Here is a 22,582-nt window from a genome sequence, read left to right as displayed (position 1 = left end):
CGCCATGACCGCAACCGATATCACCGTCAGCGAAGCGACCCTCGAGCAACTGCGCCACGTCAGCACGGCCACGCTGACCACGCAGCTCTTCAAGCGCGGCTTGCGCAACGTGTTTCTGCAAGGCGTCGCGCCGCTCGTCAAACCGGCGCCTGGCGCACCGAACGTGGTCGGCCCCGCGTTCACGCTGCGCAACATCCCGGCGCGTGAAGACCTCGACCACGTCGGCGTGTTTCAGGACCCCGATCATCCGCAGCGCAAGGCGGTCGAAACGGCGCCGCCCGGCAGCGTGCTGGTGCAGGACTGCCGCGGCGAGCGCGCGGTCGCGTCGGTCGGCTCGATTCTCGCGTTGCGGCTTGCGAAGCGCGGCGTGGCGGGCATGGTGTCGGACGGTCCGGTGCGCGACAGCGGCACCATCGCCGAGCTGGGCTTGCCGATCTGGTGCGCCGGCGCCAGCGCGCCGCTGAATCTCGCGAAACACCACGCGGTCGATATGAACGTGCCGATCGCTTGTGGCGGCGTGCCCGTGTATCCGGGCGATATCGTCGTGGCCGACGTGGACGGCGTGGTGATCGTGCCGCGCGAAATGGCCGCCGACGTCGCGCGCGATGCCGCCGAGCAGGAACAGCTCGAAGTGTTCATCACGCAGCGTATTGCGGAAGGCCGGCCGTTGCGCGGCACGTATCCGCCGAACGAGGAAACGCTCGCGGCTTACGCGCAATGGCGCGCACAACAACCCTAAGGCGCGCGGGCTGCTTCGATCCACACCAGAATCCACGTCAGGACACAGGCTCGCGCGTTAGACGCGAGCGCAGGAGACGCTGTGAAAATCACGACATCGGCCATCGACGAATCGCGTCTGATCAACCGCCTTGCACTGCGATTGATGCCGCTATTGGGGCTGCTCTATCTGGTGGCCTACATCGACCGCTCCAATATCAGCTTCGCCAAGCTGCAGATGCTCGGCAGTCTCGGGCTTTCCGAGGTTGCGTATGGGCTTGGCGCGTCGCTGTTCTTTATCGGCTATCTGATTTTCGAAGTGCCGAGTAACGTTCTGCTGCATAAATACGGTGCGCCGCGCTGGATGGCGCGCATCATGTTCACGTGGGGCGTCGTCACGCTGCTGCTTGCGTTCACACGTAACGCGACGATGTTCTACATCCTGCGTTTCCTGCTCGGCGCTTCGGAAGCAGGCCTCTATCCCGGCGTGATCTATTACCTGACGCTATGGTTTCCAGCCCGTCACCGGGTGCGCATGCTCGGCTATTTCACCGTGGGCAGCAGTCTGGGCAACATGGTGGGTGCGCCGATCTGCGGCTGGCTGCTCGACAAGAGCGGCTTCGCGGGGCTGCAGGGCTGGCAACTGGTGTTCATCGTTACCGGCCTGCCGTCGATTCTGCTGACGGTGGTGGTGCTGTACCTGCTGCCTGCCTCGCCGAAACAGGCCAGGTTCCTGTCCGCCGATGAGAAGCAATGGCTGACCGATACGCTCGACACCGAACGCGAGCAGATCAAGGCGAACAGCGTCGCGCATGCTTCGCTGCTGAGCGTGCTGACGGCGCCGCGCGTGATCGGCATGGCGCTCTACTACATGATGCTGTCGATCTCCGTCTACGGCGTGAGCTACTGGCTGCCCACGCTGGTGAAGGGCTTCGGTGTGAGCAACACGACCAACGGTCTGGTGAACATCATTCCGTGGCTGCTGGCGACCATCATGCTGGCCTGGCTGCCCTCGAAACTGCGTGCCGGCAATCGCACGATCTTCGCGATGCTGACCGCGGCGCTGCTCGGTGTCGTGTGCTTTCTGGGCGCGGTGTTCCTGCCCACCAACGCGCTGCGCTTTGCCGCGCTCTGTTTCGGCGCGCCGTGCATGTATCTGCTGATCCCGTGTTTCTGGACGCTGCCGCCGAAATTCCTGTTCGGTGCGCGGGCCGCGGCCGGCATTGCGGCGATCAATTCGCTCGGCAATATTGGCGGCTTCATTGCACAGAATCTCGTGCCGTGGGTGCGTCAAACCACCGGCAGCGTGAAGGCGCCGATGCTGATCCCGGCGGCCTGCCTGCTGGTGTTCGCGGCGGTCACCGTGCTGATCCTGCGCCGAGACAAGGGCGCGCGCGTAGCACACAACCCGGTGCCCGCGACCGAGTAGCGCGTGCCTGCCGCAGTCTAAAATAGCCGCGATACCTTATTCCCACCCCGTCACCATGCCGAATCACAAGCCGACCGCCGCTGCCCGCCCCGATGTCCCGGAAGCGGCTGCGCCCGTCAAACGCGTGCGCGGCGGCCCCAAAGGCCTGCGTATCGCGGATGTCGCCGCGCAGGCCGGTGTCGCGCCCATGACGGTGTCGCGCGTGTTCAACAGTCCCGAGACAGTGGCGCCCGAAACGTTGGAGCGCGTGCGGCAGGTCGTGCAGAAGCTTGGTTATGTGCCCAATCGTCTCGCTGGTGGTTTGTCGTCCTCGCGTTCGCGGCTGATCGCAGCGATCGTGCCGACCATCGCGCATTCGCTGTTTTCCGAAACGGTCCAGGTGTTCAGCGAGACGATGTCGCGCGCGGGGTATCAGGTGTTGCTCGCGCTGAGCGGCTACAGCGATTCGAGCGAAGAGGCCTTGCTCGACGCGGTGCTGAGCAGGCGCCCGGAAGGTGTGCTGCTGACCGGCGTCGCGCACGCCGACTCGTTGCGTGAACGCTTGAGCAACGTCGGCATACCGATTGTCGAGACGTGGGATATGACCGCCACGCCTATCGACATGCTGGTCGGTTTCTCGCATTACCAGATCGGCGTTGCCGTGGCCGAGCATTTTCTGCAACGGAAGGTGCGCGCGCCGGGCCTTGTATCGGCGAACGACGACCGCGCGCTCGCGCGCCGCGACGGGTTTCGCGAGCGGCTCGCGCAGGCGGGCATTCGCGAGGTCGCGGAAGTGCTCGTGCCGCCGCCGAGTTCGGTGGCGCTCGGCAAAGCCGCACTGCCTCGTCTGATCGAACAGGCGCCGAAACTCGATGCGGTGTTTTGCGGCTCCGATCTGCTGGCTATCGGGGCATTGGGCGCGGCCAGAAAGCTCGGTTTGAAGGTGCCGTCGCAGCTGTCGATCTGCGGTTTCGGCGACCTCGAATTCGCTACCGAAACCACGCCGCAACTCACCACCGTGCGCGTGGACGGCACACGCATCGGACTCACCGCCGCGCGTTGCCTGCTGGACCGGCTCGCCGGTACCGACCGGGACAAGGTGACCGACGTCGGTTTTCATATCGTCGAGCGCGAGACGACTTGACGCTTCCATCAACGTCCGGCCCTTCAGGCGAGCCACGCGAGCGCGGGTTCGTTCGGCCCGTTCGCCCCGTTCGACCTCCGCGACTCTGTACGGCCGGGCACAGATCGCCGGACGGCGCCCATGCACAATCGGAGCGATTATTGGAGTGACAAGCGGGCGGCATGCCTGCGCGACACCGATGCACGGCGGCTGCGCTCACTTGCCGCATGGGAGACACAATGGGCCTGAAAGACCTGTTGATCGAAACGCCGGTCTGGGTGATCGGCCGGTTCTACCGTCCACGGTTCGATCCCCACCGCGAGACGCCCCGCGAGATTCTCGTGCTGAGGCCGAACGATTTCGGCGAGCTGCTCACCACGACCCCACTGTTCGAGGCGCTGCGCAAGCGCTTTCCGGCGACGCGTCTTGTCGCCGGTGTGGGCAGCTGGGGCGTGCCGATACTCGAGAACAATCCGTTCATCGACGAAATCGTCGAGATTGACGCGCCTTGGAACAACAAGCTGGTCGAGGATCGCTCGCATCGCAATGTGCTGCGTTTTTTGCGGCAGTCCCCGCAGATTGCCGCATTGCGCGCGCGCGGCGGCTTTGATATCGGCATCGACGTGCTCGGCAGCTACATGGGCGCGTTGCTGATGATGCGCGCGGGCGTGCGCTATCGCATCGGCGTGCGCGGTTATCGAGGCGGCTGGAGCGGATGTCAGGCGCACATCGACTTCTCCGCCCGGCAATGCGGACGCGCCGCGCTTGCGCAAGGGGAGCTGCTTGGCGCGACAGCGCTGCCGGACGTGCGTCCGCAATTGTTCCTGAGCGCCGAAGAACGGGCTCGCGCCGCGCGAATCTGGCGCGCGGGCGCTGTGCCGGGACGCGGCGCGGTGCGCCTGATTGCCGGTGTCGGGGCCGGCGTGCCGACCAAGGCGTGGGATGCACGCCTGGCTGGCGCGGCGCTCGCCCAGATCGCCCAGGCAGTGGAAAAAGCCGGCGACGCGTGCGATATCGTGATTGTCGGCAACGCGGCGGACCGGACGCGCGCGGCGGAGGCGATCGCCGCGGCGGGTCCGGGCGTGCCGGTCCGCTCGCTGGCGGGCGAGGTGCCCATGCGTGTCGTGTTCGCCCTCACCGAAGCGGCGCATGTCGTGCTGACGAACTCGTCGATGCTGATGCACGTCGCGGCGGCGTTTCATCGCCCCACGGTGGCCGTGCTCGGCGGGAGCGTGACGAGGCCCGAACGGCACGATGCCATCTGGGGCTATGCGCCGCCGTATCGCAGCGTGTCGCCCGAGCAGTATGTGCCGGGGCAGCACGCGCAGAACTGGCCGAGCGTCGAGCGGGTTGTGCAGGCTGTTCTGGAGCAGGTGGACATGAAGCGGACCTGCGTCGGCGCGGCGGCCTGACGCATTCAGGCATTCAGTCGTGAGGCAGTGAGGCGCTATGCCTTGGGCAGTGCGGACTTCTTGCTGCGGCTTTTGCGCGGTTTGGGTTCGACACCCAGCCGCTCATCGCGTGCGAGCGCGAGTGCCGTCAATTGTTCGGCGACGGTTTCAAAGGCCGGATCTTCCTGCGATATATAAAGCCATTTTCCAAGCACCGGATGCGGCCGCAACGCCGGCAATTCATCCATGAGCGCGGCGTGACGCTCTACCGACGTGCACACCAGCAGACCATTCCACGGCTCGTCGCGAGCGCTCGCCACCAAGCACAGGAGTCCGTCGAGATAGGCCGCGTCCGCGCCGAACATCCGCTTGGCGATGTAGGTCGAATCGCGCTCGAATGCGTCGAAAATCCAGACGAGCGAGTTGCGGACAGACGAGGGCATAGGCGAGCGGTCCTTGGCGGTGAGTGAACGAAGACGAGCGAAGACGAGCGAAGACGAGCGACGACGAGCGAAAAGCATAGCACCGCGGCGCCGGTTCGCCGTCCGTCAACGCGAGCAGATCACCGCGGTCAGCAGCATCGGGATGACCGCGTGCACCGTGGCGGTGCTGCCGGCCGCCCGCACGCGCAATTCCACCGAGTCGCTCGGCGCGGACAGCACCGCGCCGTATAGCGGGCTCGCGAGCGCCTGGCCGTGGCCTTTCCTGAACATGCCGTCATCCGGCTCGTAGCCGAGCACGGCGTACACGCGAAAGCCGAATGCCGTCATGTCGCTGCCGTGCACGGGACGGAACGCGTTGACGGAGTTCTTGTCGACCCGCATTGGGGCGGACTCGATGTAGTTGTTATCGATCAGATTCTCGATAAACGCGTGAGGATGCGCCTGGCAGTCGAATTGCGCGTCGAGCGCGTACGCGTGCGACGCAAGCGGGCAGAAACCTGCGCCTGAGGCAAGTAGTGCGGCGAGTGCTCTAACAGAACGGGAGGCCATGGCTAACGTGTCTGAACTGCGGGCGTCGGCAGACGAACGCACGCTTGCGTTCAGTCTCTCACTTCGTCATGGGCAGCGTACGTGCGTCAGCGAACGATGAGGGCTGCACGTATCCCGGACCAGGTCAGGTGGAACGGTCGCCTGACGGCCAGTCCTGGACGCCACATCATACATCCGTAGTTGTTCGCATTGACGCTGCGCGCGCACCGGCTGATTCTGAATCAGGCGCGCCTGCCCGGCGTGCGCCTGTCATTGCGGAAACAGAATGAAGAAACCTGCCATCGACATATGCCGCGTTTACGGACTTCCGGCCGATGAGGGAGGAGCGCGCTTTCTCGTCGACCGGCTGTGGCCGCGCGGCGTGAAGAAAGATGCGTTGCGCGTGGATGGATGGCTGAAAGACGTTGCGCCGAGCAGCGCATTGCGCACCTGGTTCGGCCACGATCCGCAGCGATGGGACGAATTCCAGCATCGCTATGAAGCCGAACTGGATGCCAATCCGGCCGCATGGAAACCATTGCTTGACGCCGCTTCACGGGGGCCGGTCACATTGCTGTTTGCCGCTCACGACCCGGAACACAACAACGCCGTCGTGTTACGCGACTACATTCTGCGAGCGCTGCGTTCGCGGGACGGGCGGCGTTCCTGACGGCATGCGGCGGGGCACCGGTGCCGTTTAGCTTGACTTGCGAACCGGAGCAAAGCGCCGACGCTTGCCGAGCACGGGCGTCAGACGCCGGAAACGCTCACGTTTATGTTCTTCTTCGAAGTGGGCGAGCGACGGCTTGAGAAGGTCGCTACGTGACACGATGCCAACGAGACGCATCGTCTTCGGGTCGGCAACCACGGGCAAACGCTCGAGATGATGAACGACCAGCCTCGTTGCGACGAGCCGGCAGGTTTCGTTCGGAAGCGCATAGGCCGGCGACCGCTGTTTGAATGCGTCGGCGAGACTCAGGCCGCCATTGAGCTCGGGCTTTTCGCGGTAGAAATCTTCGAGAAGCTGCCGGTCGGCCACGCCGATGACCGCATCGCCGCGCACAACAGGATAGGCCCGGCGCACCTGTGCGGCGCCAAAATACTTTGCCAGCGTCTCACTGACCGTCATGGCGGCGCCGAGTGATTCGACCGAGGCAGTCATCACTTCGTCGACGTAGTGACGCTCCAGCGGGTCGACGCCATACTCGCGATAGATGTGATAGCCGCGGCGTGCGATTTTCTCCGTCATGATCGAGCGGCGCATCATCACCGTCGACAACCCGTGAGCGATCAACGTGGCCGTCAGAAGCGGCAGCAGCGCGTTGCCGTCGTGGGTCAGACCGAACGCGAACACGATTGCCGTGAGCGGCGCGCCCAGCGTTGCACCAAGCGTGGCGGCCATGCAAACGAGCGGCCACAAAGCCGGCTGGTTGCCCGGCAGCCAGTGCGAGAGCACGGTGCCGAGTCCCGCGCCGAGCATCAGCAACGGGGCGAGCACGCCGCCGGAGGTGCCGGACCCCAGTGCAACGACCCACATGATGGCCTTCACGGCCAGCAGCAGGAGCGCAATCTGCAGCGCGATATGCTGATGCAGCAGGTCGCCGATCACGTCGTAACCCACACCGAGCGCACGCGGTTCGAGCCACCCGCCAATGCCGACCACGAGGCCCCCGAGCGCGGGCCACCACATCCAGTGGATCGGCAGTTTGCCGAACAGATCTTCGACCTTGTACAGGGCCGCCGACAATCCCGAGGCCAGCGCGCCGGACAACAGACCGGCAATCACGCAGGAAATCAGCGACCAGCCGTCCGGTGCGGCGGTTTCGAGCGGGAAGAGCGGACCTGTTCCGAAGAATATGGCGCGCGCGAAACCGGCGACCGCGCAGGCCATTGCAACCGGCAGGAAGCTGCGCGGCCGCCATTCGAACAGCAGCAGTTCGACCGCGAGCAGCACGGCCGCCACCGGCGTGCCGAACACCGCGGTCATGCCAGCGGCGGCGCCGGCCACCAGCAGCGTTTTGCGCTCCGCCGAAGTGAGCTTCACGCATTGCGCGATTAGCGACCCGAGCGCGCCACCGGTCATGATGATCGGCCCTTCCGCGCCGAACGGGCCGCCGCTCCCGATCACGATGCCCGACGACAGCGGCTTGAGCACGGCGACCTTCGGCGACATCTTGCTCTTGCCGAACAGGATGGCTTCGATCGCTTCGGGAATGCCGTGGCCGCGAATCTTTTCGGAGCCGTAACGCGCCATCAGGCCGACGATCAGACCGCCGACAACCGGTACGCCCACGACCCAGAAGCCGAGTGTGTTGGTGGCGGGCGAACGTTCGGCGAACGACAGCGTGCCGAAGAAGAACAGATTGGTGAACAGATGAATCAGATTCAGCAGGACGTAGGCGGCCAGCGTGCTGACCATGCCGATACACGCAGCAAGGGCAAATATGCCTGGCAGCCGCGAGTTAGCAGAAAAGTCACGCTTGTGGGAATCAAGGCTCATGATTAGTCAAAGTCGATCTGTGGAATCTGGAAAGCGCCCTCGAGCGATTTCAATTCGGCACGGTGCAATTCCGCCAGCCGCTCGAGTACCCGCTCGCCCGCTTTCTCAAGGTGAACTTCAACCTGACGGCGATCTGTTTCGCTCACCTGACGACGCACCAGATTGAGGGCTTCGCAACGCGATACCAGCGCGACGACGCCATGATGCTGGGCCTGAAGCCGCTCAGCCAACTCGCCGACGGTCGCCCAGTCGCGATCCGGGTATCCCTTGATATGCAGCAGAAGCAGATATTGAAGCGGCGTAATGCCCTCGCTCTGGGCGGCCTGCTCCGAGAAACGTTCGAAGCGCCGCATCTGGTAGCGAAACTCCGATAGCTGCTCAAAATCGGTTTTCTTCAGACTGCGAACCCGCACTTTCATCTGGTACCCACCAAGGCAAATAAACCGGAAATATATCACATAATGATGTATTTGGACGGACTGCCGCTAATGCGGCCGCGTTGCCGTTATGCGGTCTGCCGGGCCCGCTCCATGGTTTGCCGATAGAGGCCGGAGATCAGGTCGACCTGCGTGATCATGCCGACCGCATGCCCTGCGGCATCAACCACCGGGATATGGTGATGGCCGTAGTTCGCGAACATCGGCACGAGGTCGGTAATCGGCGCCGATGCCTTGATGGTGACCACTTCGGTACTCATCACACTGCCGACGTTCGGAGTACGGAGCGCATCGCCACGTAGCCACCCGTCGAAATAGGCAACGAACGGCGAGAATTTGGCGAGCAGCCTTTTGTCGATCAGGTCGGCGCGCGTCACGATGCCGATCAGGTTCTGGTCCGTATCGGTAACAGGCAGTGCCTTCACGTTGTTGCGTCTTAGCAGGCCCCAGGCGACGGCGGCGCGCGTGGCCGCCGACACCGACACGACGTGGCGGGACATGATGTCGCCGCAGGTCAGTTCGTTGAAGCTGCGCGAGAAGGCCTGAAGCTGCGTTTCGCGCAGGAGCGACTCGAGGTCGTCCACGTCGATGTCAAGCATTTCGCTGCGGCGCTTCAGAACGGCTTCGATGTCCGCGCGAGTAAAACCGGCGCGTGCCGCGTCTTGCGCCGCGTTGCCGCTCGCGGCGCGGTCCGGCCGCCCGGCCGCGTGCGGGTAGCGGTGGCCGGTGGCGGCGTGATAGGCCAGCGCCGCGGCAAGCAGTGCGGCAGACTGGAGTGCAATCGGCTCGAGCACGAACCGGTACCCCAGCGCATGAATGACGGGGCCGCCCAGCACCGCCGTCAATGCGACCGCGCCTGAAGGCGGGTGCACGCAGCGCAGCGCGAACATGCCGCAGATCGACAGTGCGACTGCCAGTGCGGCCGCGAGGGTCGGATCGGCAATCATGCTGGCGCAGGTCACGCCAATGGTCGCGGAGACGAGATTGCCGCCGATGATGGACCACGGCTGCGCCAGCGGGCTCGCGGGCACGGCGAACAACAACACGGCGGAGGCGCCCATTGGTGCGACGAGCAGCGGGATGCTGGCCGCCGGCCCCAGCAGCAGGTACATGGAGCCGCCCGTAAAGGCGATGCCGATTAGCGCGCCGAGGCACGAACGCGCGCGCTCCTGCCACTTGACGGTAACGGGGGCCGGAATAAAGCTGGAAAGCCAGCGCAGGGCAGGAGAACGGGACAAGATATAAAGGGGGACGTAGTCGATTATGCCGGGGCAGACATTACCGGGGAAACCCAGGCAACGCGAATACATTCTGGCCATGATTATATTTCAATATGATATAAAACGCAGCGCCGGCGTGTTGCAGCGCGGTACGGCAGGGCGGGCCAATCTCCGTTGATCGGCGGGGCTGGAGGTGCGAGGCTGCGGCGGATGGACGTGTTCGCCATTCAGTTTTATCATGTTGTGATATAAGGCGGCGATCGAAGGCGAATAGCGGCAGAATGGCGAGGCGTACTTCATATCGCCGGGCAATCCTCGCGGGAATCCGATCGACGCAGCGGTTGCCGCATGCACTTCAAAAGGAGGCCGTCATGCTAATCACTTTTCAATCACCTGCATCGCCGGATGTCGTGATGCTCCGGGACCTTGCTCAATACTTGCTGGGTTTGATAGGCAAGCGCCTCGATGACCGCGGTGTCATCATGCACGATGAACTACCGGGTGCGATTGGCCGGCTCGAAGCCGCGATTTCGGACGACGCCACGGCGGAAGCAACGCTCGAACCATTGCACCGCTCAGCCGGCAATCAACGTGACTCGCGCAACCGGCTCTCGCAGCGTGCGTGGCCGTTTCTGGACATGATGCGCGAGGCACACAAGACGGATGCGGACATTATCTGGGGGCTGTAGGTATCTTCGTTTCGCTTGAATTGCCGCACCGCTGCGCAAGCCATGGCCATGGCGTGGTGGGCGGGCCGCGTTGCCGCGATTAATGCCCATTGCGCGGTCGATTCCACCAATGGCGGCGCGTGCTGGCATGAAGAATCCGTTCCCGCAGGGTGGCACGGCGGTCCTGGGTAACGACCAGAAGAATCACCAGACCAAGCACCACGCCGGCGACTGCGAATTGCACCAGAAAATCCATCATGATCGGTCTCCTGCACGCTCACGTACTAATCAACGAGTGAATCCGCGACCTCGAATAGAACACGGCACGGCACCCGGTCGAGCAGGCCAGCATGGTTCTCGCCGGTCCACCAGCGCGCAAAAACGCCTTGCGGCTGGTGGCCGAGAACGATTAGATCGGCATGTATGGCGTGAGCTAATCGTGCGATGTGCTCGACCGCGCTACCTACCTCGAAATGACCCTGCGCAGAGACGCCCCACGCGTGCAACCTGACAATGCCTTCCTCGAGCGTTTTCCTCGCGTCCCGTTCATCCATTTCGAAACTCGCCGAAGCCAACACGCCAAATCCGTTCGACCAGCACGTCGTGTCCATGATCGACAGAAGGTGTGTTTCAGCTTGCAGCTGCCGCGCAAGCATCGCGCCGCAGCGTAGCGCTCTTTGTCCTTCGGGTGTGCCGTCATAGCACAATAGAATGCGTGAAAACGGGGCTAGCATCGGTTCCTCCGCGATTGCGCGCGGCAGGCGATTGCCGCGATCGCACATTGTCCAGTATATATCACGCTGTGATCTATATGGGCGATGGGAACTCCGTAGTCCAGTGAGCGTGGCGGGGCAGAGGCCGCGTTTTCGCTGATGGCGATCAGCCCTGAACAGAGCAGCCGGTGTCAGTGCACGCTTCTACAAGATGGAAGTGGCGGCACACGCCAAAGAGCCAGGAAAATCGCTGCAGGCCTGATTGTCGAAGTTTCGAACGCAGCTCGGATGCCACCGGCATGTATATCATGAGGTGATATACAATGGATCTGTAACATGCCGGCTCGGCAGCCCCGCTGCGGTTGTCCCTGATCTCGGCGTTTCGTTATTTTGCGCGGCGGATTGTTGCGTTGCCGCGAAAGCGCAGGGAGACAGAACATGCCGACTTTTAACCGCATTCTTCTCTGTTACGACGGAACGCTCGAAGGGCGTCACGCGTTGAAAGACGGCGCGTGTCTCGCCCAGGAGCTTGAAGCGGAAGTGCACGTGCTCGCCGTCCTGAGTAATTCCGCCTGGGTTCAAGGGGCGGACATTATCTCGGCGGTTCCGGTCGAATTCATTAACGACTCGGCCAAAAGCGTGCTCGAAGAAGGTTTGCAAAAGCTCGCTGCGCGCGGAATCCGGGCGACCGGGCATTTCGCCGTCGGTGACCCTCTGGATCAGATTTCGTTCTTCGCGAACGACTTGAAAGTCGATCTGGTAGTTGTTGGGCACCGTCGCACCAGCCGGCTGGCGCGCTGGTGGAGCGGCAAGAACGATGGCTTGTTGCTGGACCGCGTCAGTTGCAGCGTGCTGGTGACCATGGGGCCGGAGACCGAGGCGCAACCCGCGGTCGCTGGAACGTCGGGCGTCGACGAGACAACGCCCCCAGTCGAACATGGCTAGTGTGGCCCTGATTGTCCTGCTGGACTGAATTCGATTTTTAACGCCGTTCAAGAGCGAGCCGGATGTCACCCGTGCGTTGCTATGGCGTATCCGTTGCTCCAAGAAGCCGGGCCGCTTCGCGTTTGGCCTCCATCGCCTCGCGTGGCCGCTGGGTCTGACTGAGAAGCTCTCCCAGATTGCCGAGTGTCCTCGCCTCGTCCTGACGATACGCGTTGGGATTCTCGCGCGACAGCGAGCGGTAGAGGCCCAGCGCCTCACGATAGGCAACCTCCGCCTCGCCTGGCCGCCGTGTGCGACTGAACAGAACCCCCAGATTGTTCAACGTCCTCGCTTCGTCGGCTTGCCACGCGGCGGGATTCGTCCGCGCAAGCTGACGATAGATCCGCAGCGCTTGCTGGTCAGCCCGCTGCGCTTCGCCGGGCCGTTGCGTGGCGCGATAGAGCACGCCGAGGTTGCCGAGCGTGCGTGCCATATCGGGCTCGTAGAGTGCGGGGCTCTCGTGGGCGAGTTGTCGGCGGATGGTGAGCGCTTCGCGGTAAACGTGTTCCGCGTCCGGGTACCGCTGCGTCGCGCTATAGAGGTTCCCAAGATTGTTGAGCGTCTGTGCAAGTGTCGGACGCCAGCGGGCGGGATTGTCGCGTACGAGAGCACGCTGGATCTCCAGCGCCTTACGATAGACCTGTTCGGCATCGCCTGTGCGTTGTGTTGCGCTGTAAAGGATGCCGAGGTCGTCCAGCGTGGTTGCCACATCAGGCGTGTAGGCTGCGCTGTCCCGCTGAGCCAGGGCACGATCGATGTCCAAGGCTTCGCGGTAGGCATCCGTGGCATCTTTGAGGCGTTGTGTATCGCGATACAGAGCGCCGAGGTGGTCTAAGGCTTCCGCCACGTGAGGCCCGTAGGCCGCGGGGTTTTCTCGCGCGAGTGCCCAGTCGATCTCCAGCGCGTGCAGGTAGGCCGCCTCTGCCTCCGTTGGCCGTTGCAGCCCGATGTAGAGGCTGCCCAATTGGTCGAGCGTTCGCGCGACAAGGGGTTGATATGTTGCAGGCTTCTCCTGCGCAAGCGTGCGGTAGCGCCGCAATAGCGCCTCGTCAACCGCTTGTGCACGCTCGAGTTCGGATTGTGCCTGCAGGGTGTCGGCCAAGTCGGACGCGATGTCGGGATCGTCCGGTTGCAGCGCGTAGGCCTTTTCCAGGCAGGGCAATGCGCGAGCCGGGCTGAAGCGCAGAAGCTCGATCACTGCGGCGTCGTAGCAGTGCTCGGCGAACGCCTGTGTGGCGTCCTGTTTTCCGGCAAGCAGTGTTGTTAGAAGCCGCGATGCCGCGTCTAGATCGAAGCGATCGAGCGCCGCGGCGATCTGCGATTCGAGAGGGTCGGAACTCCGGGCAATCGTCGATCGTCGCAACAGATTGCCGTAGCGCGCGTTCCATTTCCGGGCTTCAGCTACCGGGTCGGTGTCGGGCCGTGCCTTGATTTCCTGCGCCAAGTTCTCGAGGAGTGGTTCGATGTGACCGAACGCGACATCAGCGCTGGCGCTCGCGCGACGCGATTGCGCAACGACAGCGGTTGACATCACATTGGTGGCTCTTGCCAGCGAGACCCTCTGGGCAGCGGAGAGTCCAACCTCCCTGGCCACGCGGTTCAGCCCGGTAGTGAGGTGGGTCAGGGTCTGGATGGGGAACCCGCAGTCCGCCCGGATCTTGAAGCCGCTTATGACATCGACTTCGGAGAGCGCAGGCGAGCACGAATCCGGCGTGCTCGCTGCAAAGCATCCACTCGATAGAATGGCGAGCGCCAAAGCGGAGAGGAGACTACGTGGCCTGGTTAGTTGCCGTGGTAAATATCGCAGAACGATCCTCCAGTACAAGGCGCCCCGTAAAGTATTCGGGTGCCCGTTTGCGTTTTCTGCCCGGGCACGCCGCCCATCGACGTATCACGCATTTGGTCGCCGCCTGGCATTGCGCTCTGCTGCGCCGCCTGTTGGTTCATTTGGTTGGGCTGGGCATCCTGGGCAAATGCGGTACCGGCCGACGTCAACAGGCAGAGTGCACTTGCCGATACTATCTTTAGTACTTTCATTTAGGCACCTTGATCGATGAGCAAATTCCCGGGCGACCGTCCTGGGGAATTTGCGGTCACACGTCACCTGGCCCGAACAGCGCGGCGCTCCTCATCATCGATAGACGGGAAGCGAGCGGCGATATCGGTCGTCGTTCGGGGAACCGGAGCAATGTCACCGGTGAACCGCCGCGAAACTGGGGCGACGGGTCCGGGCTTTTGAAGAGGCTGCTACACAGCTAGCTGCCGATCTGTCGGATCAGCGCTGGCAGACAGGTGCGGAAGAGGCGCACGGAAGTCTGCGCGTCGTGACTTTGTGAGTCCGCAACGGCACGAAGATCGCGTTGCTCATAGAGTTATAGACCAGTGCAAACGGAAATATCAGACAAAGATGCAGCGACGATGTCGAGCGGGGGACACGCGCAGCGGTGCATTGCTGCGGGGTGTCGCGGTGATGGTCTGTCCCTGCAACCGATGTTATTGAGCCGATACAACGTTCAATTGAACGACGATATGCAGTAGAAAAAAAAGTCCTCGCTGTGAACTGCCCCACAAAACCTGAATGCAATCCCGCTAGGACTACTCTGAAAAGTAGCTCAGCCACGCACGCAGCATATATAAGTCCCATCCCGTAGCGTAGCGTCGTAACGCCTGATAGGCAGGGCTGTCGGAATTTTCCCGCGCTCATTTCTGTAACCAATCAATGACGCATACCTAACGCCCTACAGCCTGGGTAAATCGTCTTTCAACTAAAGCTGACGCGTCTACTATCGTCAGCGTTGCCGTGTGATTACGCTGTTCATTGCGAATCGTTGCAGCGTATTGGCACGGCTTCGTTCGTAACAGAGAACAATCAAACTAAATCAGAGACGATATGACGATGAAAGATGAAGGACCGAAAAGCGCACTATTCGGTTTTCAACACGCGATCATAAAAACGGTAGATACCTGGTCAGAAATCTCCACACGTTTGGTTGGCAGAGGTATCGCAGGCGTGACACTGGCGGTGGTGTTGGCCGCGTGCGGTGGAAGCAACGGGAGCGCCAATACTTCGGACGTAACGCCGGGAGCGAACGACAAGGCGGAAGTTGTAGCCGCCGGTGCCGCTAGTTCGGCCGGCGTCTCGTCACTGTCAGTGGCGCACGCAAATGCGAGCGATCAGGAAGCGGAAGCCCCCAACGATCGCTTTATCGTAAAGTACAAGTCGAACTCCAGCGAGGGGCGCTCTTCCACTGCCGTGCAGGCAAAACTCGACCGCCTGGAGAGCCGACTACCTCGGGCTCGCCATTTGTGCCGCATGGGTGGTGGGGCAGACATTGTTACGACAGAGTACAAGCTGACCGCCAAGCAGGCGCGATCGTTTATGGACGCCATTGCGAAAGACCCCAACGTTGAATATGTTGAACCGGACCGGGTCATGTCGGCACAATTCACCCCGAATGATCCGGAATATAGCAAGCAGTGGGGTTTGGCATCGAATTTAGCCTCGCCCTACAGAACTTACGGTATACGTGCTGAGACTGCTTGGAACCTTGCCTTTGGATATGGCGTAGTAATGGCGGTGGTGGATACTGGAGTGACCAGTCACAGTGACCTGAATGCCAATATGTTGGCTGGATATAATTTTGTCTCTCCGAACCGGGGCGGCAATGGTAGCGATCCGGGTATCACGACGGAGACGTGGTGCTCCTCCGCCGTATGGCACGGTACGCACGTCGCGGGGATCATGGGCGCGCTAGCAAACAATGGCAGCGGCATTGCCGGGATCGCTCCGGGCGCGAAGATGGTCCCCGTGAGGGTCTTGAACGCGTGTGGTTTGGGCCTAACTTCTGACATTGCCGATGGTATCGTATGGGCGGCAGGAGGGTACGATCCAGGCGCCCCTGCGAATGCCAACCCTGCGAAGATCATCAACGTAAGCTTGGGCGGTGCAGGTGCATGTGACGCGATACTACAGAGTGCAATTAATTCTGCAGTCAGCCAAGGTGCGATTGTCATCACAGCGGCAGGCAACAATGCCAATGACGCAGCTAACTTCTCCCCTGCCAACTGCTTCAACGTAATCAATGTAGGCGCGACAAACGCAAACGGTTCGAAATGGGTGAATTCCAACTTCGGGACGACAGTCGATATTGCTGCCCCCGGGTCAAGCATCTGGTCCACGTATAACAACGGGGTCAGGACGCCCGGCACGGAGGGCTATGCGTACATGGATGGCACCTCGATGGCCGCACCGATGGTTTCTGGCGTTGCGGCACTTGTTCAGGCCATCGCGGCTAGGTCACTGACCACTGCAGAGATGCGCAATCTGCTTCAGAAGAGCACGCAACCCTTTCCAAGTGGCCAACCCGATCAGCCGCTGGGACCGGGTATTCTGGACGCGGGCGCGGCTCTCATTAGCGCCTACTCTGGAACGATCCCGATGGCCGCGGATTTTTGGTGTCAGGAAAACAGGAATCTGATGCAAGTGCAGTGCTTCGATCGATCGACATCTCGCGGGGCGATCATCACCGAATGGGTCTGGAACTGGGGCACCACCGCGAACTTCGGACAGTTGCAGTCGGGGAATCCAGTTTTCAGCTTTGAATATCCCGGCACCTATACGCTGACCTTGAAAGTCATCGATTCGAACGGTGCCATGAGCACGCTGAAACGTGCCTTTAATGTCGCACCTCCGCCGATTACGGAACTTGACTATAGAGGCAGCGGAAATCCGGCAAGGCTGGATGATGTCAACGGTGGCATGGAATATTACTCAGTAACCGTTCCTACGGGTACAAAAAGCCTGACGTTTACGCTAAAGCCGGGACGACCCACCGACTCCGCCTGGTTGTACCTCAGAGCAGATTCCCCGAGCGTGTTAAATGTGGTTTGCCAATCGGGTATGTCGGGCAACCTACCTGCGACGTGCACTATCTCTAATCCGAAGGCAGGAACCTGGTACGCAGCGACGGGGGCTACCTCCGATATCTACAATGCTCAGATAAGTTACGTTTTGAACTAAACGGTCGCCTCCGATTGCGCCCATGCCGCAAACAAGGAACATTGGGCGTAGTGACCCGAAGAGACATTGAGCGGATCTACTGAATGGCAATTGAAAATGAAGCTGATCTTGATGCTCTTGTGAAGCGCGCGGATGCACATTTTGCGGCGCGACGCATGATCGACGCCGCAGCGTGCTACCGGCAGGTTATAGCCTTCCAGCCCCGTGACGCTTACGCACTTCACCGGATGGGCTTAGTCAGTGTCCATCTGGACGACCTAGACCGGGCACGCGACTACATTGAGCAGGCGCTTCAGTTGGCTCCTGCCCGAGCTGAGTTGTGGGAGCACGCGGGCATACTCGCGGCATTGAAGGGCAACCACGAATCGGCATTGGCTTTCTATTATCGCGCGATTAGGTTATCCGGGAGTACAGCCAGCCTTCACAGGAACCTTGGTGACTGTCTAAGGTTGGCCGGTCGTCCGACTGAGGCTCTGTACCACTACGACCAGGCAATCAGGATTGAACCCACGTTGTATCACGCGGTTCGATCTGCTGCATGCCTAAGCAAAGAACTCGCGGAAGTTCAGAAGGCTGCGGGATATTGGTTACATGCTTGGGCACTCGGCTGGTCCAGTCTACAAGACGGACTGGCAGTAGTTTCAGCATTGGCGGAAGCTGGTCGCGACAAAGAACTGCGGCAAATCCTTCGACAGATCCGCGAGCGACTTACACGTGATGCGGAGGGACTGCAATCGTTAGCAACAGTCCTAAACAGAAACGACCGTTACGCCGACGCTCTTATTGTGGCAAAAGAGGGGCTTGCAATTGCTCCCGAACATGGTTCCCTACACTACAACGCAGCGCATGCACTATGCATGCTGGGAAGGGTCAGCGAAAGCCTTACACATTGCGAAGAGGCGGCGCGACTCCTGCCGGAAAGTCCGCCTGTTCAATTTCGTCTGGCTACGGTACAGCTTGCATTGGGCAACTTTGAACAAGGGTGGAAACAATACAAGTGGCTCTATGAAATGCCCGACGTCAATCCGCCCCACCCCGACTTCCCCGAATGGCAAGGTGAACAGGTCGCCGGAAGTCACTTTTTACTTGTTGGCGAACAGGGGCGCGGTGACGAAATCCAGTGCGTTCGGTTCGCAGCGTGGTTGCATAACGGGGGCGCAATCGTTGATCTCCTCGTAAGTGAACCTGTGGCTGCGCTACTAGCTCGTGTGCCGGGTGTGAGATCTGTGTTCGTAACGGTGCCGCGTGGCCCCTACGACTACTGGTGCCACATGCTAAGAATGCCAGAACGCATGGAACTCGATTTGAATATGCTCCCCATCGCGACAAACTATCTCGTCGCATTGCCGGAGAAGGTTTGCCGCTGGCAGTCTCGCATTGACGCGATGATGGTTGACGGCCTTCGACAAACGAGCCGACGTATCGGGCTCGTGTGGGCCGGTAGTTCCATACACCCCAATGATCGTAACCGATCAATTCAGCTTGATGCGTTTAGGTCCATGTTCGCACTACCTGGGTTTACTTGGTTTTCGCTTCAAAAAGGCGAGGACGAGCAAGCAAGCGAAGCGATGGAAGCTGAATTCGATCTGTATACGTTAGGTCCCGCCATTGAGGACTTTGATGACACCCTCGCGATACTCCAGAGCCTTGACCTACTTATTTCAGTTGATACATCAGTGGCGCATCTCGCCGGTGCAGCGGGTAAGCCAGTATGGACGCTTATCTCTGTCTGCAACGATTGGAGATGGATGAAGAAGAGATCGGACAGCCCCTGGTATCCATCCATGCGTCTGTTCCGTCAGCGCGAGCTAGGCGAGTGGGCACCTGTCATCGCTGAAGTGCGGAATGCCCTGATCGAATGGTGCGGTGAGACGACCGCGTAGCGGTCGCACCTTGCGTCCTGTAGTCGCGATCCATGCACGCAAAAAAAAAGCCCTCACAACGGAGGGCTGAACAGTGCTCTGACAGGAGGAGGTGAGCACTGGAGACGAAAGGTCGAGCGTTGAGTGACGTGCGTTTCCGCGCAGGCTCAAAACAGGTGATGTATACCGGCGAGTACAACGGTCTGCCGGTTCGACGACGATGCGCCAATTCCAATCGTATTGGCGATGGCGCCCGACGAGGCCTGTTCGACCATCAAGTCGGCGTAAAGCTGTGTCCGTTTCGACAACGAGTAGACGTTCGCGACGGTCAGCTGCGTCCACCGTTTGCCCGCTAGGGTGGTGGTCCACGCTCCCGCGTCGATCTGATAATCCGGCGCGAGCTGAAAGTTGACGCCGCCGTCGGCCGTGCGGTAGTTCTCCGTCTGGCCGTGCCGCTCGATACGCACCTGTGTCACCAGCGCGTGCAGCAGGAAGCGTCCCAACTGATAACTGCCGCCAACGCCTGCGTTGCGCACGCTGTCGGCCACGAATGGCGTCCCGCCGGTCAGATTGACGCCTTCGAAACTGGTCAGCCCAAGACCACTCGCGAGGTTCAGCGTGCGATCGTGATACTCCGAGTAAGCGGCTGCGAGCTTGACCGGTCCGTTCGCATAGGTCGCGCCGAAGCTGATGCTGCGCCCCGCCGTGCTGCTGGTCGTATTGGTGAAACCATACATGGCCCCGAACGTCACGCCCGCAAAATTCTGACTGCGGAACTTGAGCGCATTCGACCATTCGACCGGCACGGTGTTACCCAATCCGTCGACGTTGCCGGGGTGAAATGCGGAAAAGTCGCCCAGCGACTGCGCGGTGGACAGCGGACCGAGCATTTCGAAATGGAAGTCGGTCTGGCGGCCCAGCGTGAACGTGCCGAACCGGTCATCAGATAGCCCGACATAGGCCTGGCGATTGAACAGCGTGCCTGGGCTGGACATCGCGCCACTGATCGTCGAGAAGCCGGACTCGAGCTTGAATACCGTTTTCAGCCCGCCGCCGAGATCCTCGGTTCCCGTGAGGCCCCAGCGGTCAGCCTGGAAGGTGCCCTGTTCGGCGATAAACGTGCGGCCGCCATGCAGGTTGCTAACGTAACCGACCCCCGCGTCCAGGCTGCCATAGAGCGTCACGCTGCTCTGTGCCTGCGCGCCGGCGGCAACGCCCAGTAGCGGCAAGGCAATCGAACAAATCTGCTTTTTCATAGGTCTCCTCTGCGTCTAATGAAATGGCCGCTGCCTGAATTACATCAAGGTCTGGTACAGGATCGCCGCGCCCGAAACGATCGCGAACGCCATCACACTGATGCGCAGCGTCTTGCCGTTGAAGCGATGGTGGATGTGATGGCTGATGAATGCCCCGACAATGACCGGTGGCACGAGCAGCAGCGCCGACACGAACTTGTCGGGCGTGATCTGGCCGGTAACGCTCAGCATCGCCAGCGAGACCATCTCGCCGATCGCGAAACAGAGCGCGATGGTCGAGCGCAGCGCCGGGGCCCGGTAGTGTTGAAACACCATCGCAAGCGCGGGGCCGCCGATGCCGGTTGCAGTCTCCGTAATGCCGGTCACAGCGCCGGCGGCCATGAAGGCGTTGCGGCCGGGCGCGAAGGTGGGTGCGCACAGCGTCGCGACCGCCGCGGCGATGGTCGACGCGCCGATGAACAGATTGAGGTCGTGCGCCGAGATGCGCGAAATGATCAGCACGCCACCCACCGCGCCGACGGTTCGCCCAAGTGTGATCCACAGGGCGCCATTCGAGTCGAGCGAGGGACGCTCACGCCACGCGAGATAGACGTTCAAAGGCAGCATCAGGATAAGCAGCGACACTGGCAGCAGACCGGGATCCACGAGCCCGATCACCGGTGCGGCGATGAGCGCGAAACCGACACCCACCGCGCCCTGAACGAACGAAGCGATGACCACCGTGACGGCGAGGATGGCAAATATCGTGAGGTTCACAGAAATTCTCAGTTAGGAATGTTAAATACGAATTCGGATTTGGCCGGGTTGAAATGCCCGCTATCGATCCACAGCGAGGTTTGCGGATTGCGGCGCGGCATGATCCACTCGCGGTGTAATGGCAACAAATTGCGCCGCGGAATGAACCCGTTGGATCGGAGCACATGCCACGACGGCTGCAGCCGCTTCGTCGACTTCCCTCAGCAACGCGCGCGCATCCCAATCGACGGGCCAGCCCTGCCAAAGGCGCAAGCGGCCCGCGACGAACACGGCGTCGATCTGACTGCGGTTAGCCAGCCGGACCAGTTCCCACTGCAGGTTCCACGACGGCCGCATTTCCGGCACGTCGATGTCGATCAGCAAAAAGTCGGCGGCTTTGCCGACCGTGATGTCGCCCGTCAGCGCATTCAGGTGCAGCGCGTCTGCGCCGCCGCGCAGGGCGTGGTCGAGCCACAACTCGCCCGCGCCGCACGACGAGTCGCCTGTCGTGAGGCCGAACGCGAGACGCTGGGCCGTTTCGGCAGCGTCGAGCATTCTGAAGGCGTCGCTGCGCGTGCCATCGGTACCCAGTCCGAAGCGGATGCCGAGCGCGGCCATTTGCATCGCGGGGGCCACGGCGTTGCCTTTCCACGAGCTCGCGACCGGGTTGTAGCTGACCGCCGTTCCGGTGTCGCGCAACAGATTCAATTCCGTGGGTGTCACCAGCGTCGCGTGCGCGATCAGGGTTTGCGGACCGAGTGCGCCGGCGTAATGAAGATGCTCGATCGGGCGCATCTTGCGTCGGACGATGGATCGCTCGACCGCTGCCAGATGTTCGTTGGCATGTGTCTGGAAGATCGCGCCGGCATCCGCGCAGAGCGCGGCGGCCGTCTGCAGCATGCCGTCCGATCCGGCTTCGGGCACGGACACTGCCAGCGACGGATGAACGAGCGGCTGACCCGCCCAGCGCGCAAGGTGCGCGCGTGCCCGCTCGACGATGGCTGCGCGCTCGCGGGCGTCGATGTCGTCGGCCAGATCATTGCAGATCAGGCCGAGCACACAGCGAATGCCAACCTCCTGGGTCGCCTCCGCGATGGTCGTGGCGTCGCCGCTCGCGCGCGTCCCGGCATCGCAGACCGTCGTAAAGCCGCCGCGCAACGCTTCCAGTGCCGCCAGCTTGGTCGACAGGTACAGCAGGTTTTCGTCGAGGCAGTTCTCCAACGGTACCCAGATACGGCGATAGATCTCCGATGGTTCGCCGAACGCGAGCGCTTTGCCGAACGATTGCGTGAGGTGATGGTGTGCGTCGATGAAGCCGGGCATGATCAGTTTGCCAGGCAGTCTGACCGGAGTCAGGTGCGGATAGCGTTCGATCAGGGCTTCGGCACGGTCGACGTCGGCAAACTGTCCGTTGGCGATGACGGCACCGTGCTCGCGTACCGGCCCGTCGGCAAGCAGCAGGTACTCCGGCAACAACAGCAGTTCGTCGGCGGAAAGGTCGGTGCTTGTCGGGCCCTGCGGCGTGTGCCTGTCGGTGGGATGGATGGTCATGTGTGGTTCCAGAAAGAGGGGGGGCG

The 22,582-nt window shown here is 61.7% G+C and carries 21 protein-coding genes; 9 read left to right on the top strand and 12 right to left on the bottom strand.

Translation table 11 applies throughout. The features are described 5' to 3' along the window. Positions 1-4: 4 nt before the first annotated feature. The 4 genes from A6V37_RS24935 to A6V37_RS24920 all read left to right on the top strand — a co-directional run bounded on the left by A6V37_RS24935 (position 5) and on the right by A6V37_RS24920 (position 4,660). The gene (locus A6V37_RS24935) at positions 5-739 is read left to right on the top strand and encodes a ribonuclease activity regulator RraA (protein WP_064286432.1); all 735 of its coding nucleotides are present in this window, start codon (positions 5-7) and stop codon (positions 737-739) included. Positions 740-820: 81 nt separating this feature from the next. Continuing rightward, entirely contained in the window at positions 821-2,146 is a 1,326-nt protein-coding gene (locus tag A6V37_RS24930) for an MFS transporter (protein WP_157447902.1), read from the top strand. A gap of 55 nt (positions 2,147-2,201) precedes the next feature. Beyond that, the gene (locus A6V37_RS24925) at positions 2,202-3,269 is read left to right on the top strand and encodes a LacI family DNA-binding transcriptional regulator (protein ID WP_064269355.1); all 1,068 of its coding nucleotides are present in this window, start codon (positions 2,202-2,204) and stop codon (positions 3,267-3,269) included. Between the two features lie 218 nt (positions 3,270-3,487). Continuing rightward, a complete protein-coding gene (locus A6V37_RS24920) occupies positions 3,488-4,660 on the top strand; it encodes a glycosyltransferase family 9 protein (protein ID WP_064269354.1) in 1,173 nt (390 codons plus the stop codon). A gap of 35 nt (positions 4,661-4,695) precedes the next feature. On the opposite strand, the gene A6V37_RS24915 is transcribed toward A6V37_RS24920, so the two are convergent. Next, the gene (locus A6V37_RS24915) at positions 4,696-5,082 is read right to left on the bottom strand and encodes a hypothetical protein (protein ID WP_064269353.1); all 387 of its coding nucleotides are present in this window, start codon (positions 5,080-5,082) and stop codon (positions 4,696-4,698) included. Positions 5,083-5,187: 105 nt separating this feature from the next. Further along, positions 5,188-5,631, bottom strand: coding sequence for a hypothetical protein (locus A6V37_RS24910; RefSeq protein ID WP_064269352.1), 444 nt, complete (start codon positions 5,629-5,631; stop codon positions 5,188-5,190). 265 nt (positions 5,632-5,896) lie between these two features. Here A6V37_RS24910 and A6V37_RS24905 point away from each other — a divergent pair, with 265 nt between their 5' ends. Beyond that, entirely contained in the window at positions 5,897-6,280 is a 384-nt protein-coding gene (locus A6V37_RS24905; protein ID WP_064269351.1) for a DUF488 domain-containing protein, read from the top strand. A gap of 27 nt (positions 6,281-6,307) precedes the next feature. Here A6V37_RS24905 and A6V37_RS24900 read toward each other — a convergent pair whose 3' ends face one another. The 3 genes from A6V37_RS24900 to A6V37_RS24890 all read right to left on the bottom strand — a co-directional run bounded on the left by A6V37_RS24900 (position 6,308) and on the right by A6V37_RS24890 (position 9,785). Further along, a complete protein-coding gene (locus A6V37_RS24900) occupies positions 6,308-8,110 on the bottom strand; it encodes a chloride channel protein (protein WP_064269350.1) in 1,803 nt (600 codons plus the stop codon). Between the two features lie 2 nt (positions 8,111-8,112). Next, positions 8,113-8,529, bottom strand: coding sequence for a MarR family winged helix-turn-helix transcriptional regulator (locus A6V37_RS24895; protein WP_064269349.1), 417 nt, complete (start codon positions 8,527-8,529; stop codon positions 8,113-8,115). An 86-nt stretch (positions 8,530-8,615) separates the two neighbouring features. After that, the gene (locus tag A6V37_RS24890; RefSeq protein ID WP_064269348.1) at positions 8,616-9,785 is read right to left on the bottom strand and encodes an HPP family protein; all 1,170 of its coding nucleotides are present in this window, start codon (positions 9,783-9,785) and stop codon (positions 8,616-8,618) included. 353 nt (positions 9,786-10,138) lie between these two features. On the opposite strand from A6V37_RS24890, the gene A6V37_RS24885 reads away from it, so the two are divergent. After that, positions 10,139-10,456 carry a DUF1840 domain-containing protein gene (locus A6V37_RS24885; protein WP_064269347.1) on the top strand — a complete coding sequence of 106 codons (318 nt, stop codon included), beginning with the start codon at positions 10,139-10,141 and terminating at the stop codon, positions 10,454-10,456. Positions 10,457-10,535: 79 nt separating this feature from the next. Here A6V37_RS24885 and A6V37_RS40945 read toward each other — a convergent pair whose 3' ends face one another. Beyond that, on the bottom strand, positions 10,536-10,694 hold the full coding sequence (locus tag A6V37_RS40945; protein ID WP_157447901.1) for a hypothetical protein: 159 nt from the start codon (positions 10,692-10,694) through the stop codon (positions 10,536-10,538). Positions 10,695-10,719: 25 nt separating this feature from the next. Beyond that, on the bottom strand, positions 10,720-11,169 hold the full coding sequence (locus A6V37_RS24880; RefSeq protein ID WP_064269346.1) for a universal stress protein: 450 nt from the start codon (positions 11,167-11,169) through the stop codon (positions 10,720-10,722). A 417-nt stretch (positions 11,170-11,586) separates the two neighbouring features. Between A6V37_RS24880 and A6V37_RS24875 the strand changes: the two genes are divergently transcribed. Beyond that, positions 11,587-12,093: a universal stress protein gene (locus A6V37_RS24875; protein WP_064269345.1), complete on the top strand. Its 507-nt coding sequence runs from the start codon at positions 11,587-11,589 to the stop codon at positions 12,091-12,093. Positions 12,094-12,172: 79 nt separating this feature from the next. Here the strand turns inward: A6V37_RS24875 and A6V37_RS24870 are convergent, their stop codons facing one another. Together A6V37_RS24870 and A6V37_RS40940 are read right to left on the bottom strand one after the other, a co-directional pair. Further along, complete coding sequence (locus tag A6V37_RS24870) at positions 12,173-13,663, bottom strand: tetratricopeptide repeat protein (RefSeq protein ID WP_242665838.1); 1,491 nt, start codon at positions 13,661-13,663, stop codon at positions 12,173-12,175. A 251-nt stretch (positions 13,664-13,914) separates the two neighbouring features. Next, positions 13,915-14,169 carry a hypothetical protein gene (locus A6V37_RS40940; RefSeq protein WP_131799894.1) on the bottom strand — a complete coding sequence of 85 codons (255 nt, stop codon included), beginning with the start codon at positions 14,167-14,169 and terminating at the stop codon, positions 13,915-13,917. 853 nt (positions 14,170-15,022) lie between these two features. Between A6V37_RS40940 and A6V37_RS24865 the strand changes: the two genes are divergently transcribed. Both A6V37_RS24865 and A6V37_RS24860 read left to right on the top strand, forming a co-directional pair. Beyond that, on the top strand, positions 15,023-17,152 hold the full coding sequence (locus A6V37_RS24865; protein WP_064269344.1) for a S8 family serine peptidase: 2,130 nt from the start codon (positions 15,023-15,025) through the stop codon (positions 17,150-17,152). A gap of 83 nt (positions 17,153-17,235) precedes the next feature. After that, a complete protein-coding gene (locus A6V37_RS24860) occupies positions 17,236-19,035 on the top strand; it encodes a tetratricopeptide repeat protein (RefSeq protein ID WP_064269343.1) in 1,800 nt (599 codons plus the stop codon). 146 nt (positions 19,036-19,181) lie between these two features. On the opposite strand, the gene A6V37_RS24855 is transcribed toward A6V37_RS24860, so the two are convergent. Genes A6V37_RS24855 through A6V37_RS24845 form a run of 3 tightly spaced genes read right to left on the bottom strand, consistent with a single transcriptional unit; the run spans position 19,182 to position 22,556 of the window. Beyond that, the gene (locus A6V37_RS24855; protein ID WP_064269342.1) at positions 19,182-20,270 is read right to left on the bottom strand and encodes a porin; all 1,089 of its coding nucleotides are present in this window, start codon (positions 20,268-20,270) and stop codon (positions 19,182-19,184) included. A gap of 39 nt (positions 20,271-20,309) precedes the next feature. Continuing rightward, positions 20,310-21,026, bottom strand: coding sequence for a sulfite exporter TauE/SafE family protein (locus A6V37_RS24850; protein WP_064269341.1), 717 nt, complete (start codon positions 21,024-21,026; stop codon positions 20,310-20,312). A gap of 60 nt (positions 21,027-21,086) precedes the next feature. Further along, positions 21,087-22,556 carry an amidohydrolase family protein gene (locus A6V37_RS24845; RefSeq protein WP_082902756.1) on the bottom strand — a complete coding sequence of 490 codons (1,470 nt, stop codon included), beginning with the start codon at positions 22,554-22,556 and terminating at the stop codon, positions 21,087-21,089. Positions 22,557-22,582 lie beyond the last annotated feature (26 nt).

This window comes from Paraburkholderia ginsengiterrae (assembly GCF_001645125.1).
In the GTDB taxonomy this organism is placed as follows: domain Bacteria; phylum Pseudomonadota; class Gammaproteobacteria; order Burkholderiales; family Burkholderiaceae; genus Paraburkholderia; species Paraburkholderia ginsengiterrae.
This window is presented reverse-complemented; position numbering and strand designations above follow the sequence as displayed.